General features: G+C 49.8%; 15 protein-coding genes and 1 other RNA gene. 8 read left to right on the top strand and 8 right to left on the bottom strand.

Translation table 11 applies throughout. From position 1 onward, the window contains the following. Window positions 1-70 precede the first annotated feature (70 nt). From dnaE to tilS, 3 genes are read left to right on the top strand one after another with little or no spacing between them, the layout of a single operon-like run. Window positions 71-3,538 carry a DNA polymerase III subunit alpha gene (gene dnaE, locus V7P87_RS12130; RefSeq protein ID WP_333797658.1) on the top strand — a complete coding sequence of 1,156 codons (3,468 nt, stop codon included), beginning with the start codon at window positions 71-73 and terminating at the stop codon, window positions 3,536-3,538. 17 nt (window positions 3,539-3,555) lie between these two features. Beyond that, window positions 3,556-4,512 (top strand): acetyl-CoA carboxylase carboxyl transferase subunit alpha, encoded by a 957-nt coding sequence (gene accA / locus V7P87_RS12135; RefSeq protein ID WP_333797659.1) that lies wholly within the window; start codon window positions 3,556-3,558, stop codon window positions 4,510-4,512. Window positions 4,513-4,569: 57 nt separating this feature from the next. Next, complete coding sequence (gene tilS / locus V7P87_RS12140; protein ID WP_333797660.1) at window positions 4,570-5,937, top strand: tRNA lysidine(34) synthetase TilS; 1,368 nt, start codon at window positions 4,570-4,572, stop codon at window positions 5,935-5,937. Here tilS and V7P87_RS12145 read toward each other — a convergent pair. Both V7P87_RS12145 and V7P87_RS12150 read right to left on the bottom strand, forming a co-directional pair. Beyond that, window positions 5,927-6,871 (bottom strand): GGDEF domain-containing protein, encoded by a 945-nt coding sequence (locus tag V7P87_RS12145; RefSeq protein WP_333797661.1) that lies wholly within the window; start codon window positions 6,869-6,871, stop codon window positions 5,927-5,929. The genes tilS and V7P87_RS12145 overlap by 11 nt on opposite strands. A 153-nt stretch (window positions 6,872-7,024) precedes the next feature. Then, window positions 7,025-8,167 (bottom strand): patatin-like phospholipase family protein, encoded by a 1,143-nt coding sequence (locus V7P87_RS12150; protein WP_333797662.1) that lies wholly within the window; start codon window positions 8,165-8,167, stop codon window positions 7,025-7,027. A 225-nt stretch (window positions 8,168-8,392) separates the two neighbouring features. Here V7P87_RS12150 and V7P87_RS12155 point away from each other — a divergent pair, with 225 nt between their 5' ends. From V7P87_RS12155 to ffs, 4 genes are all read left to right on the top strand, one after another. Next, on the top strand, window positions 8,393-9,280 hold the full coding sequence (locus tag V7P87_RS12155; protein ID WP_333797663.1) for a DUF3014 domain-containing protein: 888 nt from the start codon (window positions 8,393-8,395) through the stop codon (window positions 9,278-9,280). 6 nt (window positions 9,281-9,286) lie between these two features. After that, window positions 9,287-9,601 carry a hypothetical protein gene (locus tag V7P87_RS12160; protein WP_333797664.1) on the top strand — a complete coding sequence of 105 codons (315 nt, stop codon included), beginning with the start codon at window positions 9,287-9,289 and terminating at the stop codon, window positions 9,599-9,601. Next, the gene (locus tag V7P87_RS12165; RefSeq protein ID WP_333797665.1) at window positions 9,571-9,873 is read left to right on the top strand and encodes a hypothetical protein; all 303 of its coding nucleotides are present in this window, start codon (window positions 9,571-9,573) and stop codon (window positions 9,871-9,873) included. The genes V7P87_RS12160 and V7P87_RS12165 overlap by 31 nt, the downstream gene beginning before the upstream one ends. A gap of 89 nt (window positions 9,874-9,962) precedes the next feature. After that, an RNA gene (gene ffs / locus V7P87_RS12170) (signal recognition particle sRNA small type) lies at window positions 9,963-10,059 on the top strand. An 84-nt stretch (window positions 10,060-10,143) separates the two neighbouring features. Here ffs and V7P87_RS12175 read toward each other — a convergent pair. Both V7P87_RS12175 and V7P87_RS12180 read right to left on the bottom strand, forming a co-directional pair. Next, on the bottom strand, window positions 10,144-10,395 hold the full coding sequence (locus tag V7P87_RS12175) for a DUF2496 domain-containing protein (protein ID WP_333797666.1): 252 nt from the start codon (window positions 10,393-10,395) through the stop codon (window positions 10,144-10,146). After that, window positions 10,385-10,690 carry a late competence development ComFB family protein gene (locus tag V7P87_RS12180; protein WP_333797667.1) on the bottom strand — a complete coding sequence of 102 codons (306 nt, stop codon included), beginning with the start codon at window positions 10,688-10,690 and terminating at the stop codon, window positions 10,385-10,387. Before V7P87_RS12180 ends, V7P87_RS12175 begins: the two co-directional genes overlap by 11 nt. A gap of 163 nt (window positions 10,691-10,853) precedes the next feature. On the opposite strand from V7P87_RS12180, the gene V7P87_RS12185 reads away from it, so the two are divergent. Then, complete coding sequence (locus V7P87_RS12185; RefSeq protein ID WP_333797668.1) at window positions 10,854-11,957, top strand: tryptophan 2,3-dioxygenase family protein; 1,104 nt, start codon at window positions 10,854-10,856, stop codon at window positions 11,955-11,957. Between the two features lie 166 nt (window positions 11,958-12,123). Here the strand turns inward: V7P87_RS12185 and V7P87_RS12190 are convergent, their stop codons facing one another. From V7P87_RS12190 to dinG, 4 genes are read right to left on the bottom strand one after another with little or no spacing between them, the layout of a single operon-like run. Then, on the bottom strand, window positions 12,124-13,080 hold the full coding sequence (locus V7P87_RS12190; protein ID WP_333797669.1) for a histone deacetylase family protein: 957 nt from the start codon (window positions 13,078-13,080) through the stop codon (window positions 12,124-12,126). Beyond that, window positions 13,080-13,727 carry a primosomal replication protein PriC gene (priC, locus tag V7P87_RS12195; RefSeq protein ID WP_333797670.1) on the bottom strand — a complete coding sequence of 216 codons (648 nt, stop codon included), beginning with the start codon at window positions 13,725-13,727 and terminating at the stop codon, window positions 13,080-13,082. Before priC ends, V7P87_RS12190 begins: the two co-directional genes overlap by 1 nt. After that, window positions 13,724-14,503: a sulfite exporter TauE/SafE family protein gene (locus tag V7P87_RS12200; protein ID WP_333797671.1), complete on the bottom strand. Its 780-nt coding sequence runs from the start codon at window positions 14,501-14,503 to the stop codon at window positions 13,724-13,726. Before V7P87_RS12200 ends, priC begins: the two co-directional genes overlap by 4 nt. Before the next feature lie 2 nt (window positions 14,504-14,505). Continuing rightward, entirely contained in the window at window positions 14,506-16,551 is a 2,046-nt protein-coding gene (gene dinG, locus V7P87_RS12205) for an ATP-dependent DNA helicase DinG (RefSeq protein WP_333797672.1), read from the bottom strand. Window positions 16,552-16,769 lie beyond the last annotated feature (218 nt).

Genomic DNA, 16,769 nt, shown 5'->3' on the forward strand with positions numbered 1-16,769 from the left:
CTGAGGTTTGGATGCAATTGAGTACACAGCGCTGGTCAGTGCTTCAAAGCAGTTTGGAAAAGGTAATGTGATGGAACCCGGATTTATTCATCTGCGCGTACACAGCGATTTTTCGATGGTGGACGGCTTAAGTAAAATCAAACCTATAGTGGGCGCTGCCAAAAAGCAGTTGATGCCTGCCTTGGCTTTGACTGATCAGATGAATATGTGTGGTTTGGTGCGGTTTTACAGCACGGCTCATGATGCCGGCATTAAACCTATAGTGGGTGCAGATCTTTATGTGCAGCATCCGCTATTCCCGGGCGAAGCCTGTCGTTTGCTGGTGCTGGCAAGCGATAACGAAGGTTATCAGAACCTGACCATGTTGTTGTCCAAAGCTTATTTACGTGGCCATATTGCCGACAAACCGCAAATTGACCACGACTGGCTGATAGAGCACAGCCCTGGCTTAATTGTGCTGTCAGGTGGCAAAGATGGCCCCCTTGGCAAAGCCTTGATCAAAGGCAATAAAAGCAGCACTGAGCAGCTGGTGGCTTTTTATCAGCAGCATTTTCCAGAGCGGTTTTTTCTGGAGCTTATTCGCACCGGCCGGGTTGATGAAGAGATTTATATTCAGCAGGCAGTGACGCTGGCAGAAGACACCGGCCTGCCGGTGGTGGCCACCAACGAAGTGGTGTTTTTAACACCGGACGATTTTTCTGCCCATGAAATTAGGGTGGCCATTCACGACGGTTACACGCTGGAAGATAAACGCCGGCCGAAAAATTACAGTGAGCAGCAGTACTTACGCTCTGCGGAAGAAATGCAGGCGCTCTTTGCCGACATCCCTGAAGCCCTTGCCAACTCAGTTGAAATTGCCAAACGTTGTAATGTCACTATCCGTTTAGGCGAATATTTCCTGCCGGCTTTCCCGACAGGTGGCATGACAGATGCCGATTTTCTGGTGTTAAAGTCGCGTGAAGGTTTGGAAGAGCGGTTAAAAATTCTGTTTCCGGATGAGAAAGTGCGGGCACAAAAGCGGGGTGAATACGACGAGCGCTTGCAGGTTGAGCTCGACGTGATTAACCAGATGGGGTTCCCCGGATACTTCCTGGTGGTGATGGAGTTTATCCAGTGGTCCAAGGATAACGATATTCCGGTGGGCCCGGGCCGGGGCTCAGGCGCCGGTTCTCTGGTGGCTTATGCGCTGAAAATCACTGACTTAGATCCGCTTGAATTTGACTTACTCTTTGAGCGCTTTTTGAACCCGGAGCGGGTGTCGATGCCCGACTTTGACGTCGACTTCTGTATGGACAGACGCGACGAGGTGATAGAACACGTCTCTGACATGTACGGCCGTGAGGCTGTGTCACAAATTATTACCTTTGGTACCATGGCGGCCAAAGCGGTTATTCGCGACGTGGGCCGGGTGCTGGGGCATCCTTATGGTTTTGTTGACCGAATTTCTAAACTGATCCCACCCACACCTGGGATGACGCTCGAACAGGCTTTTATTGAAGAGCCACGCTTGCCTGAGCTGTATGCCGCCGACTCAGAAGTTAAAGATCTGATAGATATGGCGCGCCGCCTCGAAGGCGTGACCCGTAACGCCGGTAAACACGCCGGTGGTGTGGTGATAGCGCCGACTAAAATCACCGACTTTGCCCCTGTGTATTGTGACAGTGAAGGCAATAACCCTGTTACCCAGTTTGATAAAAACGACGTTGAATACGCCGGTCTCGTCAAATTCGACTTTTTAGGCCTTCGGACCCTCACTATTTTGCAGTGGGCAGTCAATATGGTGAACGAGCGTCACCGTAAAGAAGGCAAGCCGCCGGTGGATATCACCCAAATTCCGCTGGTTGATAAAAAAAGTTACGACATGCTGATGAAAGCGGAAACCACAGCGGTGTTCCAGCTGGAATCCCGTGGTATGAAAGACCTGATCCGCCGTCTGCAACCGGACTGTTTTGAAGACATGATAGCTTTGGTGGCGTTGTTCCGGCCTGGCCCTTTGCAGTCGGGCATGGTGGATAACTTTATCGACCGTAAACGTGGCCGCGAAGCCATTTCTTATCCGGATGCCACCTGGCAGCACGAATCGCTCAAACCCATTCTGGAACCCACCTACGGCATTATTCTGTATCAGGAGCAGGTGATGCAGATAGCGCAGGTGCTGTCCGGTTATTCACTGGGCGGCGCCGACTTATTACGCCGTGCTATGGGTAAGAAAAAACCCGAAGAGATGGCCAAACAGCGGGACACCTTCCAGAACGGTGCTGCAGCCAATGGGGTGGACCCAGAACTTGCGATGAAAATCTTCGATTTGGTCGAGAAGTTTGCAGGTTACGGTTTTAACAAATCTCACTCCGCCGCTTATGCGCTGGTGTCTTATCAAACCTTATGGATGAAAGCCCATTATCCGGCCGAGTTTATGGCGGCGGTGATGTCGGCCGATATGGACAACACAGATAAAATCGTCACTTTGGTGGATGAGTGTGAGCATATGAAGCTCAAGCTGATTCCGCCTGATGTCAACGAGGGTTTATATAAGTTCACTGTTAATGAACAAGGCCATATTGTCTATGGTATTGGCGCGATAAAAGGCGTGGGTGAAGGCCCGATTGAAGCCATTATTGAAGCCCGCACGCAAAAAGGCCCTTTTGTTGATTTATTCGATTTTTGCGCCAAGGTTGACCTGAAAAAACTCAATCGCCGTGTGATTGAAAAACTGATTTTATCCGGTGCTATGGATAAACTCGGGCCGCACAGAGCTGCCACTATGGCAAGCCTGGAAGAAGCGATGAAAGCGGCGGAGCAACATGCCAAAGCCGAAGCTGTGGGCCAAAGTGATTTATTTGGTTTATTGGCGCCTGAACCACAAATGGCCGCCAAGGCCTTTAAACAGGTGCCGATTTGGCCGGATGAAGTCTGGCTGGAAGGGGAGCGTGAAACGCTCGGTTTATATTTAACAGGTCACCCTATTAACCGTTATCTGGCAGAACTACCGCATTATGCCAGTTGCCGTTTAGTGGAGATGCAACCGGGCCGGCGCGACCAAACCGTCAAAGCCTGTGGTTTAGTGGTGTCGGTGCGGGTGCTGATCAACAAAAAAGGCCGGCGCTGGGCTTTGGTGCAGCTGGATGATAAATCAGCGCGGTTAGATGTTCGTTTTTTCCCCGAACAGTTCGAGAACTTCGAGCATCTGCTGCAAAAAGACAAGGTTTTGGTGATTTCCGGACAGGTCAGCTTTGATGATTTCAGCGGTGGCCTTACAATGACCGGCCGCGAGGTGGTTGAGATCACAGAGGCAAGGGAAAAATGCCTGAAGTCGTTGTTTATCACCGTAGATTCGGCGCAGACAGGACCGGATTATTTAACCAGATTACAGCAGGTGCTGGCAGAATTTAAAGCCGGCACAGTACCAGTGCAGTTGCGTTATCAGCGGCCTGAAGGCGCAATAACCATGGCACTGGGCACAGAATGGTGGGTGACACCCACAGACGCTTTGTTGCATCAGTTAAAACAATTAGCAACAATACAACTTGAATTTAATTAGGTAGGTAGTGACAGTCGATGATGCTGAATTATTTAGAGTTTGAGCAACCGATTGCGGAACTTGAAGCAAAAATAGAAGAACTGCGCAAAGTCAGCCGTAACGGAGATTTTGATCTCGGCTTGGAAGAAGAAGTGAACAAGCTTAAAGAAAAAAGCCTGACACTGACCAAAAAGATTTTTGCTGAACTGGGCGCCTGGCAGGTGGCTCAGTTAGCCCGTCATCCAATGCGTCCTTACACACTGGATTACATCAAGCATATTTTTACAGATTTTGACGAACTGGCCGGTGACCGTGCTTTTGCCAATGATGCCGCTATTGTCTGTGGTACCGCCCGTTTGGGTGAGCGTACTGTGATGGTGATTGGTCATCAGAAAGGTCGCGACACCCACGAAAAAATCAAACGTAACTTTGGCATGCCACGTCCTGAAGGTTACCGTAAAGCGCTCAGAATGTTTGAAATGGCTGAACGTTTTAATATGCCGATCATTACTTTTATCGACACGCCGGGTGCTTATCCTGGTATCGGCGCTGAAGAGCGCGGTCAGAGTGAAGCTATTGCCCGCAACTTAAAAGTGATGGCCGGTTTAAAAGTGCCGGTGATTTGTACTGTGATTGGTGAAGGTGGTTCAGGTGGTGCTTTGGCCATCGGTGTGGGCGATCAGGTTAACATGCTGCAATACAGCACCTACTCGGTGATTTCACCAGAAGGTTGTGCGTCCATTTTATGGAAAAGCGCAGAAAAAGCGCCGCTGGCAGCTGACGCCATGGGCATTACCGCAGCCCGGATTAAAGAGCTGGGTTTAATTGACGAAGTGATTGCCGAGCCCTTAGGCGGCGCCCACCGTGCTCACGAGCAGATGGCAGCCAGCTTAAAACAGGCGCTGATCCGCGATCTGGCCAAACTGGACAAAATGTCGCTGCCTGAGCTACTGGACCGTCGTTATAAACGTCTGATGTCCTTTGGTTATTGCTAAATCACACTTTGTGTTATAAAAGCCGCTTTCAGCGGCTTTTTTATTTTACGGGTATCCATGTTATTACCAGCCACAGCCCAGCCCATGTTAGACAGCATTACGCAAAAACTCAGTGCCCTTGGTTGTCATCAGGTGGTATTGGCGCTGAGCGGCGGGCTGGATTCAATGGTGCTGTTGTATCTGCTGAAACAATGGCAAATGCAGCAGGGCGGGCGAGAGCTTAAAGCTGTGTATGTGCATCATGGCTTAAGCCCCAATGCCAGCGCCTGGGCCGATTTTTGTGCTGCTCAGTGTGCTTTGCTGCAACTGCCTTTTTTGGTGGAAAACGTCAGCATTCAGGGGCGTGATAATCTGGAAGCCAAAGCGCGCAGTGCCCGTTATCAGGCGCTGCGGTCTTATGTGTCCACCTCAGATACGGCGCTTTGCACCGCCCATCATGCCGATGATCAGCTGGAAACTTTATTGCTGGCGCTAAAAAGGGGCAGTGGTGTGGCAGGTCTTGCCGGTATTGCAACACAGCAACCTTTTGCCGCTGGCTGGTTGCTGCGGCCCTTACTGGATTTTAGCCGTGATGAACTCAGAGCGCTGGCAGAAGCTGCAGCAGTGCCTTTTATACAGGATGAAAGTAACCAGAACCCGGCCTTTGACCGTAATTTTTTGCGGTTACATGTACTGCCAGCGCTGACAGCAAAATTTCCTGCTATTGCCAAAACCAGCAGCCGCAGTATGCAGCTACTGGGTGAGGTGCAGCAGGCCAATGATTATCTGCTGCAACCTTTATTAGCCCGGTTGCAACAAAAGCAGCAGCTGGATTTAGCCGGATTACAACAACATCCGTTGCCGGTGCAACAACTGCTGTTGCGTGCTTTTTTACAACAATTTGGTGTTAATCCGTCAAGCAGCGTATTGTCTGAGCTGATACACAATCTGGTAGCGGCCAAAGCCGATGCGACGCCCTTGATCCGGCTTGGTGATATTGAACTGCGTCGTTATCAGCAGCAGTTGTATCTGTTTACCGCCGCTGAGTTGGCCATGATGCAGTTGCAACAAAAGCACAATGCTGCTGTATGGCTGCAGCCCGGGCAGCAACTAAAACTTCAGGATGGCCGTATTTTGTGTTGGCAGGATAATATCAGTGCAGTTCAGCAATCTTCCGCTTGCTGGCCGCTGCCGGTTGGCATCACAGAGCCACTCAGGCTGGAGTTTGGTGGTTTTAGCCGCAAGTTTAAGCCGGCTGGGGCCAGCATGCACAAACCGTTAAAACAATGGCTGCAGCTGTGGCAGGTGCCGCCCTGGCAACGTGGCGCTGTGCCGCTTGTTATTGCCGGGCAGCATATAGTCGGGGTGCTGGGTTATGCCAGTAGCTGTACTGCGGCAGAAGCCAAAAGCTGGCTGCTGCTGCAGGGGGCTGCGGTTAAGCTTTAATCAGCTCTGCCACTTCGGTAATTGCGGTTTGTACTGGCGCCTGACGTACGGCATTTTTGCCACTTTGTTTGGCCTGATATAACGCCTGATCAGCCCTTGCAAACAACAACTTACTATTTTCGCCCGGATTGAGCTGCGCTAAACCGGCACTGGCAGACACCATAAATTTTTCACAGATATGATGCTGGCTAATGGCTTTGACTAACCTGTGTGCCACCAGCTCTGCACTCTGGGCATCTTCAGCTGTTAATAACACCGCAAATTCATCACCGCCAAAACGGAATAAATTGTCGCTCACTCGCAAAGTGCTGCGCATCGCATCGGCCACTGCCAGTAGAACTTCATCACCGGCATGGTGACCGTGATTATCATTGACCGGCTTAAAGTTATCCAAATCCAGCAAAATCAGCGCACAACCTTGTTGTTTGCGTTCGGCCATCAACACTGTTTTGCTAAAAGAATCGTCAAAAAACCGACGATTGCCAAGGCCTGTTAAGGTATCCCTCAGCGCCAGTTGTTGCAGGCGGGTAACCACCAATGCATTACGCAGAGCAAATAACCACTGGATTTCCAGTTCCAGCAAACGCCGCTGCAAAAGCGGAGTAAAGCTGCTGTCACTTTGGTACACCAGCTCCGCCAGGCATTGATCGTTTAATACCAGCATACTGCGGTATTCCTGACTGGCCGGATAAGAGCCGGCCGCGCGGAAGATCCCCACGGCTGTGTGCATTTCCAAAGTGGCGATCGGCAGAATTTTGCCGGCGGCCATGGAAAAAATTTGTAATTGTTGTGCCAGATCCAGGCTGGTTTGCAGTTGCTCTACCAGGCCCTGACCAACAGTATTGTTCAGCGCAGACCAGTTGGGTTTACTGGCAATGCCGGCATAACTGGGCACATGGTCCAACGACATATCGTGGAAGCTGAACATATCCATCAGCTTGCTCCTGTGATCGAATGATAACTGAACAAAGCAGGTTTTGTGCCACTCTGTAATGCTGATGAAATACAGCAGCTTAGCCATTCGCTGTTCAGTTTTGCCGCCAACAGACAACTTTTTGACGGCAAATTTATGCCCGGGGCGGCCGGTTTACCGCTGCTCCGGGGTTAATAACGACATTATTTGGTCCATTTGCCGGATGCCATCTTCATAACCCAGTTCAATCAGGCGGCGGGTAAAAGATTTTTCAAAGAGCAGATAACTGGCGAGACTCGAATCTGAATGTTGTTTAATGCCGATAGTGCGTAATAGGGTGCGCACCGCCATTGGCAAAGCCAAAAAATGTTCACTGGCCAGCTGATTAAAATTGGTGGACGGGTTAATTAAAAGGCTCTGGATTGGTTTGAGTTCACTCTGGATCTGATGTTCATTCAGGGTGCGGATGGTTTTATTCACCCTTTCCATCCGTTCCAGATCGGCGGTCAGGGTGTCAGAAAAAATACTGTCCAGTAAGTGACCGGCAATGGTGGATAAATTCGGATGATGGGGCAATTGCTGGGTGGCATCGTATTTTCGTGGTTGTTCCAGGCCAATGATCAGAATTTTATCGGCGCCCAGATGAATAGGGGCACTGAGTGGCGACAACTGATTGACCGAGCCATCACCGTAATAATGCTGGTTAATACGCACCGACGGCATCACCAGCGGAATAGCGGCCGAGGCCATCAGATGATGGATGCCCAATAAAGTGCGCTGGCCGCAGCGGCGCGACCTTTGCCATTCCGACGCATCTCTGGACTGAAAAAACGTAATCGAATCGCCGCTGTTGTAACAGCTGGTGGTCACAGACACACTGTCGAGATAACCGCCCATAATATTACGGTCCAGCCGTTTTAAATCCAGCAGTTCATTGAGCAAAATTTTCAGCGGTTTGTTATCCAGCAAAGACACCGGCTTATGATTGGCGTAATCGGCCTGAAAAGCACTCAAAAAACCCCGCACCAGATGATAAGTGGCACGCAGATAATCGGAATAATACACATGGCTGGTATGAAAGTTTTTCCACACCCATTCCAGTTTACGCACCCCTAAATGAAAACAGCTGGCATAACAGGCCACAGCGGTGCCGTTAATGGCGCCAGCAGAAGTGCCGCAGATGATCTGAAAAGGTACTTTACTGTTACGCGGAAACTGTTGGGCTATGGCTTTAAGCACACCAACCTGATAAGCGGCTCTGGCGCCGCCTCCTGTCAGTAACAAGGCAACTTTTTTATCGGATTTGTGGTTTGTCATACAGCAAAAAAAGACCTGACAACAAGGGGGTATTTGCTAACTATTACTGACTTTATCCGACAAAGCAACGCCGCACTTTTGATTGTGAATTTTTGTGGTTTTTTGTGGTCTTTTTCACCACAACCAAACACTTAGCCGATTTGAGTCGTGGTAAGGGCGCAGTGGATCAGGTAGAGTAAATATAAGAGAACAATGCAACTTTTCAGTGTGCGACGGGGGAATATGATGAGCGAACAAAAAACCGAACAACAGCCAAAAAACAATAACTGGCTGGCACCAGTGGTGTTGTTGGCGATTATTGCCGCCAGTGCCTGGTATTTATTAAAGCCAGAGCCGGAACCTACGCCAAAACCGGCCACTGCGGTGACAGCGCCAGCCGCTGACACTCAACCAGAGCCGGTTAAAGAGCCGGAAGATGTATTAACGACCACAGAAGAACCTGTGGATGAAATCAGCGCTCAGGCTGCTGATGCCGGAGTAGATGGGCAGACGCTGCCAGCAGAGCAGGAAGTTGCAGCATTGCCACAACTGCCTGCGCTTGATGAATCAGACGCTTTGGTACATCAGGAATTATTAAAGCTGAACTGGAAACCGGGTTTAGCGGCACTTTTTGCGAATGAAGAGATGATCCGCCGTTTTGTGGTGCAAGTTGACAATATTGCCCAGGGTCAGCTGGTACCTCAGCAAGGCATTTTTAAAGGATTAAAACAGGATTTTAAAGTAGTAAAAAATGGGGCTCAGTATCAGCTTGATAGTGCCAACTATGCCCGTTATAACCTCTATCTGGATTTACTTGAAAGTGCACCTAAAGCGCAGGTGGTGGCTTTGTTTAATCAGCTGTACCCGCTGATGCAGGCGGCTTATCAGGAGCTGGGTTATCCGGAGCAACAGTTCCGCGACCGAGTACAGCAGGCCATTAAGGTGTTGCTGGCCTCTCCTGAAGTGGCAGACAGCCCGATGTTAGTGCTGGATTCAGTGCAATATTCTTTTGCTGATGCCGAGCTTGAACAGCTGGGTCTTGCCGCTAAACAAATGATCCGGCTAGGTCAGAAAAATCAGCAACGTTTAAAACTGTTGCTGGCGGCCTATCAGCCACTGCTTGCCAAAAGGTAATCACTGATGCAGTACTGGCCACAACTGCCGGCAACGGCTCCCCGACATCAAAGCGACAGAGCACAACGTTTTGGTCGCTGGTTATTAGGCCAACTTGGCTGGTCAATCAATGGTGAACTGCCGGCTGTGCCCAAGTTTGTGGTGGCTGTCGCCCCTCATACGTCCAACTGGGATTTTGTGGTGGCGATGGCTGCCAGTCTGGCCCTTGGTGTAAAAATATCCTTTTTAGGCAAACACAGTATTTTTGTCTGGCCGCTACGCAGTTGGTTATTGCGCTGGGGGGCATACCTGTGCGTCGTGACAGTGCTCATGGTGTGGTGACACAAATAGTGGCTGAGTTTCAACAGCAGCCGCAGCTGATTTTAGGAGTTGCGCCTGAAGGTACCCGGCGTAAAGTCAGCCAATACCGCTCCGGTTTCTGGCAAATTGCCAAACAGGCGCAGGTACCGATACAGCTGTTGGGGCTGGATTTTGCCAGCAAACAACTGGTGTTTGGCCCTGTGATGCTGCCTGGGGAAAGTTTTGAGCAGGATTGTGCCCAGATGCGGTTGTTTTTTCAGCAAATGCAGGCAAAAAATCCGGAATTTGCATAATGCCTTGCACAGGCGCCAAGTTTTAAGCATAATGCGCCCGCATTGTCACAGCGCCACATAGCGCTGCTCTGACGACACTATGGTGGCCTTATTGGTCCTCCCGCAATACTAGTACGTGAACCCGGTCAGGTCCGGAAGGAAGCAGCCGCAGCGTATGACGTATGTGCCGGGATGTGGCTGGTAAGGCTACCACCCAAAGCCCGCAACCCCCTGAAATCCATGAGCTGACCCCAGAGCCAAATCGGGCCTGAATCGCCGGTTTACTACCCGTTATTGTGCTGTTTGATCTGCTGCTTTATGTGCTGAGTTATCTTTTGGGTTATCTGACGCCTTGCCCATCACGAGCTGGCGCTGAAAATCTTTTTGTACTATCGCAAGGGCGGCAAGCACTGTAGCCACAGGCAGTTGCTGTTGTTCCAATAACATTATCAGATCAACAGCCAGCTGTACTTCGGTGGGCGCCTGCGCCAGCGGCACAGGCTTGTTGTTTTTTTCAGATTTTTGGGATTGTTCAGGCTTCAACGTCAGTTGCTTGTGGTGCTTGTGGCATTTTTTTATTGTCCGGGCTGTCTAAAAAACTGCGCGCTTTAGCAACAGCTTCCTTGACGCGGGTTACCATCTCAAAACGTTCAGTCTGGGGCAGGTAAAACGCCATATCCACTTCATAACGAATATATTTGCAAGGCAGCTGGTTGAGCACAATACAGCATAAATCGGCCAGATATTCACTGTCATGCTCTGCATCCAGCCCCAGTTCCATCAGATGGTCCAGCATCAGTTTTTCATAATAGTTATGGATATCGTCATGTAGTTTCATTCACTGCTCCCTGGTCAAAGCTTTTGACCGGACTGGTTTTTTTGTTCGGCTAAGCATAAACATTAATGGCTGAAAATGCCACAGCTCCCAAAGCTGACAACAGGGGAAAGCCGCTGTTACAATGCAGGGTCGCAATTAAGGCCATAGGCCGGAACTTCTTGTTATGCAAAAAAATACTACGCCATGTTATTACGGTGACTACCTGCAGCTGGATAAAATTCTAACGGCACAGGCCACTGAAAGTGCCAAATATGGCAGCGAAGCCCATGACGAAACTTTATTTATTATTGTGCACCAGGTGTACGAGCTGTGGTTTAAACAGGTGCTGCATGAGTTAAAAGCAGTGCTGAGCGTTTTTGCCGCCGATGTGGTGAAAGACGAACAGCTGACCGGCGTGGTGCATAAACTGAAAAGGATCATCACCATTCAGCAGCTGATGAATCAGCAAATTGGCGTGATGGAAACCATGACCCCGCAGGATTTTATGTCGTTTCGCGACTACCTGGTGCCGGCCTCGGGTTTTCAGAGTGTGCAGTTTAAAATGCTGGAAATTGGCCTGGGACTAAAAAGTGGTTATCGCATCGACTTTGATAAAAACTCTTTTTACAGCCGCCTGAATGAAAAAGACCGTTTGTTTCTGGAAAGTTTAGAGCAGCAGCCCAGTTTGTTTGAACAGGTGGAGAAATGGCTGGAACGCATGCCCTTTCTGGAGTTTGGTGACTTTAGCTTCTGGCAGATGTATCAGCACACCACAGCGCAGATGCTTAATGAAGACGAGCTGACAGTACGTTCTATTATTCAAATCGCTGAGCATGAACGGCAGATGCAGCTGGATGAAATTGAGAAAACCCGCGCTAAATTTGCTGCTTTGCTCGACACAGAAAAGTACCAGCAACTACAACAGGATGGCACTTTCAGACTGAGTCAGCGCGCTATGCTGGCGGCACTTTTTATCAGTTTGTATCAGGAAGAGCCGGTATTTAACCTGCCATTCCAGGTGCTGACTTGCCTGACGGAGATTGATGAACACTTCACTATCTGGCGTTACAAACACGCCATGATGGTACAGCGTATGTTGGGCACCAAAATTGGCACCGGCGGCTCTTCAGGCCACGAATATTTAAAACGCACTACCGAAAAAAACCGTATTTTCACTGACTTATTTAATATGGCCACTTTTTTAGTGCCCAAAGCCAGCCTGCCGTTGTTGCCATCAGCGGTGAAACGTCAGCTTGGTTTTTATTTTGCAGGTAGCGAAAACGCCTAGGGCGCGCACTAAGCCTGGCTGCTGTCAAAAAACCGCTGCTGTTACTGTGGAGTGGCTCCTGGTTTGAGATTGGCACTTGATAACACCAGCAGTTCGGCACCACCAAAAAAAGCCCGGGTTTATGTCCGGGCTATTTTTTTGTGTCAGTCAAAGTGTTGTGATCAAATCAGCTTCGGCTGGCGGCACTTTGGGTCAGTACTTGATCTATCTGATGGGGTAATTGCCTGCTGTTAAAAGCTGCTTTAAAAAGTTGCAGGTGCACCGCCGTCAGTGCAGTTAAATCACGCTGATAACCACCACCAATCACAGCGGCCAGCGCAATCTGGCGGTCGCGGCAGCTATTGATCACATAACTGTCACGCGCCAGCACAGCGTCAGTGCTGATATGCAGCAGGCCTAAATCGTCATTTTGATGAATATCCACACCAGCGTCGTACAACACTAAATCTGGCTGATGTAAATCCAGCAGATAATCCAGGCTTTGTTGCACAGCTTCCAGATAAGCGCCATCGTCTGTGGCATTGGGCAGCGCCAGATCCCAGTCGGACTGTTGTTTACGCGCCGGAAAATTTTTATCGCCATGTAAAGAGGCGGTGATGATCTGCGGGTCCTTTTGGAAAATCAGCGCAGTGCCATCGCCCTGATGCACGTCACAATCAAAGATCAGAATTTTATCAACACCTTGCTGTTGCAGCACTTTTGCCGCTATCGCCAAATCATTAAATAAACAAAAACCGCTGCCTTCAGCGGCAAAAGCATGGTGATAACCGCCGCTTAAATGCAGGGCTAAACCTTGTGCCATGGCAAGTTCTGCCGTTTTGATAGTGCCGCCCACCGACTGCAGGCTGCGCTGATATAGCTCGGGCGACCAGGGAAAACCAATACGGCGCATTGCTTTTGCATCTATGCTGCCCTGTTTCAGTGAATCGATATATTGCGCCTGATGGATCAATGCCAGTTGTTGTTCAGTGGCTGGCGGCGCCTCGATAAAACAGCTGGCCGGCACCTCTGATTGTTGCAGTGCCTGATATAAAGCGCGGTATTTGCCAATGGGGTAACGGTGATTGGCCGGCAGTTCCAGCGCGCTGTAACAAGGGTGATAAAGCAGGGCAGGCCAGGGCATCAGCGTTCTCTTTTTTGTTCCAGCCACTGAATTTCTGCTTCGAGCTGACTAATAGCTTTACGGCAGCGGCCAAGTCTGGCGTGTAACGCCAGCTGCAGCTCTGGCGCTTGTTGTTGCTGCGCAGCTTCATGGATCATCTGTAATAGCCGGCGCTCAAATTCATGGGTTTCGCTGAGTTTTTGATACAAGGCCTGATGGGTGCCGCCAAGTTCTGCCAACAGCTGACCGGCTTTGTGGCGTTGTGGTGCTGTGGCTTCAGTTTTTGCAGTTTTGGCCGGACGCCATTTGCCGTTTTCGCGTTTTCGGATCTCCAGGCAGGCAAAAGCACGACCCAGCGCCTGCATTTGGGCTGCCAGTTTGACGGCAAGGCGCTGCTGATTTTGCTGTTGTATCAATAAATAACTGCTACTGCCTTGCAGCGGATTTTTGGGCAGTGAACTCTGTTGCAGCCTTTTTAATAACTGCATCGCTTCCTGCACATAATCAAGCAGCTGAGGTGAGTGGCATTGAAAAAGTTCAGAGTCAAACCAGTCACGGCGCTGCCAGGCTGGTGCTGCTTCATCAATACGGCTGGCTTGTTTTGCCAGTTGCAGCAGTTGCTGCTCCAGTGTCGCCAGTTGATTGGGTTGGTTCAGTGGTTGGCTCATGGGTTGATCCAGGTTTGCCAAATCAGCCGCAGTGCAATCGCCATCACCATCAGCATAAACAAGGGTTTAATCAATTTACTGCCAAAACGGATGGCGGTATGGGCACCAAAATAAGAGCCAACCATCAGGCAAAGCCCCATTGCAATACCCAGCTGGTAATGAATATGGCCAAGCACGGCAAAAGTCACCAGCGCAAAACCGTTGGAGACAAAATTCATCGAACGGGCGACACCACTGGTGAGCAGCAAATTAATTTTATAAAGCGCCATAGTCGACACCATCCAGAACGACCCGGTGCCAGGCCCGGCAATACCATCGTAAAAACCAAGCCCAAGTCCCTGTAATCTTTGGCTTAAGCGGTTTTTTGGGCTGTCTCTGGGCAGCTGCAGCTGATCATCGGCCTGCACTTTGGCAAATAAACTATAAATAGCGGCAATCAGGATCAGCACCGGCAATATCTTTTCCAGGGTACTTTTACTGATTTGGTCCACCACCAGCACACCAATACAGGCACCGATGGCCGTGGCAATTAGCGCGTGGCGCCAGTAATAAGGGTCAAACAATTTTTTGCGGTAATAAGTAACAGAAGCGGTTAAAGAGCCAAAAGTGGCTGCCAGTTTATTGGTGCCCAGCACCAGATGAGGCGGTAAACCGGCTGTCAGCAAAGCCGGTACCGTCAGCAGGCCACCACCGCCGGCAATAGCGTCAATAAAACCGGCAAGAAAAGCCACACTGCACAGCAGCAGCATGACTGTGGGATCAAGTACAAATTCCATGGTTACCCGTCAATCTGTTGGCGAAAAGGTGGCAAGGCTTTGAGCATGGCACTGCCGTATGATTTGGTGACCAGACGCCGGTCCAGGATCACAATCCGGCCCTGGTCCTGCTCCTGGCGCAGCAGTCTACCACAGGATTGCACCAGTTTTTTCGCCGCAGCAGGCACTGTCAGTTGTAAAAACGGATTGCCACCTCTTTTGGTCACAGCTTCAGCCATCGCCTCTTCAAAGGGGCTGGTAGGGACCGCAAAAGGTAATTTAGTGATAATCAGATTGGTCAGCAGTTTCCCCGGTAAATCAAGTCCTTCGGAAAAACTTTGGGTGCCAAATAAAATGCTGCCGCCACCACCTTCAATTTTCATTTTGTGTAAATCCAGCAGTGACTGACGGCTGGCTTCCCCCTGCACCAATAAGGTCCAGTGTTGTTTACGCAGCGCTGCTGCCACTTGCTCCATTTGCCAGTAAGAAGCAAACAGCACCAGATTACCCTGACTGTTATCAAGGTATGTTGGCAACACTTCTATTAATTCGTCGGTGAATAAATCGGACGTGGGCTCAGTCCGTAGTTTGGGAATATGGATCACCCCTCGTTCGGCATACGCAAAAGGCGAATTGACTTGTAAAGTCTGCAAACCCGGATGCTCAGTCAGCCCCAGCTCTCTTTTGGCATAATCAAAGGAATTGAGCGAGGTGAGGGTGGCTGAACATAGCAGCACCGCATGGGCTTTGCTAAATAACAAATCATCCAGCTGAAAACTGACTGACAGTGGGCAGGCATGCGCTCTGAGCTGCTGCTCATGGCGGCTTAACCAGCGCGCCTGATTGACATAAGGATGTTGTGGCACAGACCACAGCTGCCACAGCTGATGCTGCGCTGTATATTTTTGCTCGAGGCTTTGTAGTTCATGTTGCAGCGGTAACAATTGTTTACTTTTTAGCTTGCCGTCTTTCTGGGCGTCCAGCAGATGCTGAAACAGTTTTTCAATACAAGACAGCAATTTTCCGCTTTGTTCGGCCAGGGTGTCGGCCTGACGCTGAAACAGTTCAGGCAAGACTGCATCGGTAAAACGATAATGGGGTTCTTTACCAAACCAGTCATGTTGCTGTTTTTTAAGCTGTTGCTGCAGTGGTTTGATGGTAGCGATAAAATCCTGCGACAAATCCAGCAACTTCAGGGTTTCTTTAATAGCACTGTGTTGTGGCAGCTGACTTTGCAACTGTTGATACAGCTGCTCACTCTGTTGTTGCCAGGCCGCGCTGTCAAAGTTGAGCAGCGCATCGCCCGAGAAAAAATCACGGCCGCTGTCGGCCAGATGATGGGCTTCATCAATCACATAAATGCAGTCTTCGGGTTTGGGCAAAATGCTGTTACCCGAGGCTAAATCAGCCAGCAGTAAAGCGTGGTTCACCACCAGCACCTGACTGCTGTCAATTTCGGCTCTGGCCAGATGGAAAGGGCAGTGATGATGAGCCCTGTGTTGTTTGTGGCAATAATAACTGTCTGCCTGAATGCTGTACCAGAGTTTGTCCGGCACAGCAAAAGGCAGACTGTCTTTATCTCCAAGCCAGCGCCTTTCCTGCCAGGCTGTGGCCAGTTTTGCTAAATCAGCCGGGCTGGCTTTATCCAGCCAGGCCGGTAGCAGCTCTGGCTGCTGAATTTGCTGATTCAGCCTTTCGATGCAGGCATAACGCTGCCGGCCTTTGATCAGGGTAAATTCAAAAGGTAAAGCCGCATGCTGTTGAAAAAAGGGCAGGTCTTTATTCACCAGCTGCTCTTGCAGCGCCACGGTTGCAGTGGCGATGACCAGCGTTTTTTTCTTCTCCAGCGCCAAAGGCAAAGCTGCCATCAGATAAGCCAGCGATTTACCTGTGCCTGTGCCTGCTTCAATCAGGCCAATGCGGTCATAACTGTGGTAACTGCCGGCCACTATATTGGCCATTTCTGCCACCAGCTTGTTTTGTGAAGGCCTGGGTTGATAACCGGGCAATGCGGCTTTGATCTGTTGGTGAATGGCCTTGATTTGGGCTTTGCTGGCGCTGCTGAGCATAAATACTCTGTATAAATTTACAGTTGGGGCATTGTACAAAGGCAAATCTGAGCAGGCAAATAAGATTTTTGACAGTTTTTTAGCAGGTCAGATCAGTGAGAGTCTGCACAATAGTGAGCTTTGTATTTATTTGTGTACGAATCGAGTGTGATTCTTGTTTATGATGATTAACTAATTGTTTGGTGGGGATATTTTTCAATTTTCCTTAATAAGTTATA

Source organism: Rheinheimera sp., from assembly GCF_036782235.1.
In the GTDB taxonomy this organism is placed as follows: domain Bacteria; phylum Pseudomonadota; class Gammaproteobacteria; order Enterobacterales; family Alteromonadaceae; genus Pararheinheimera.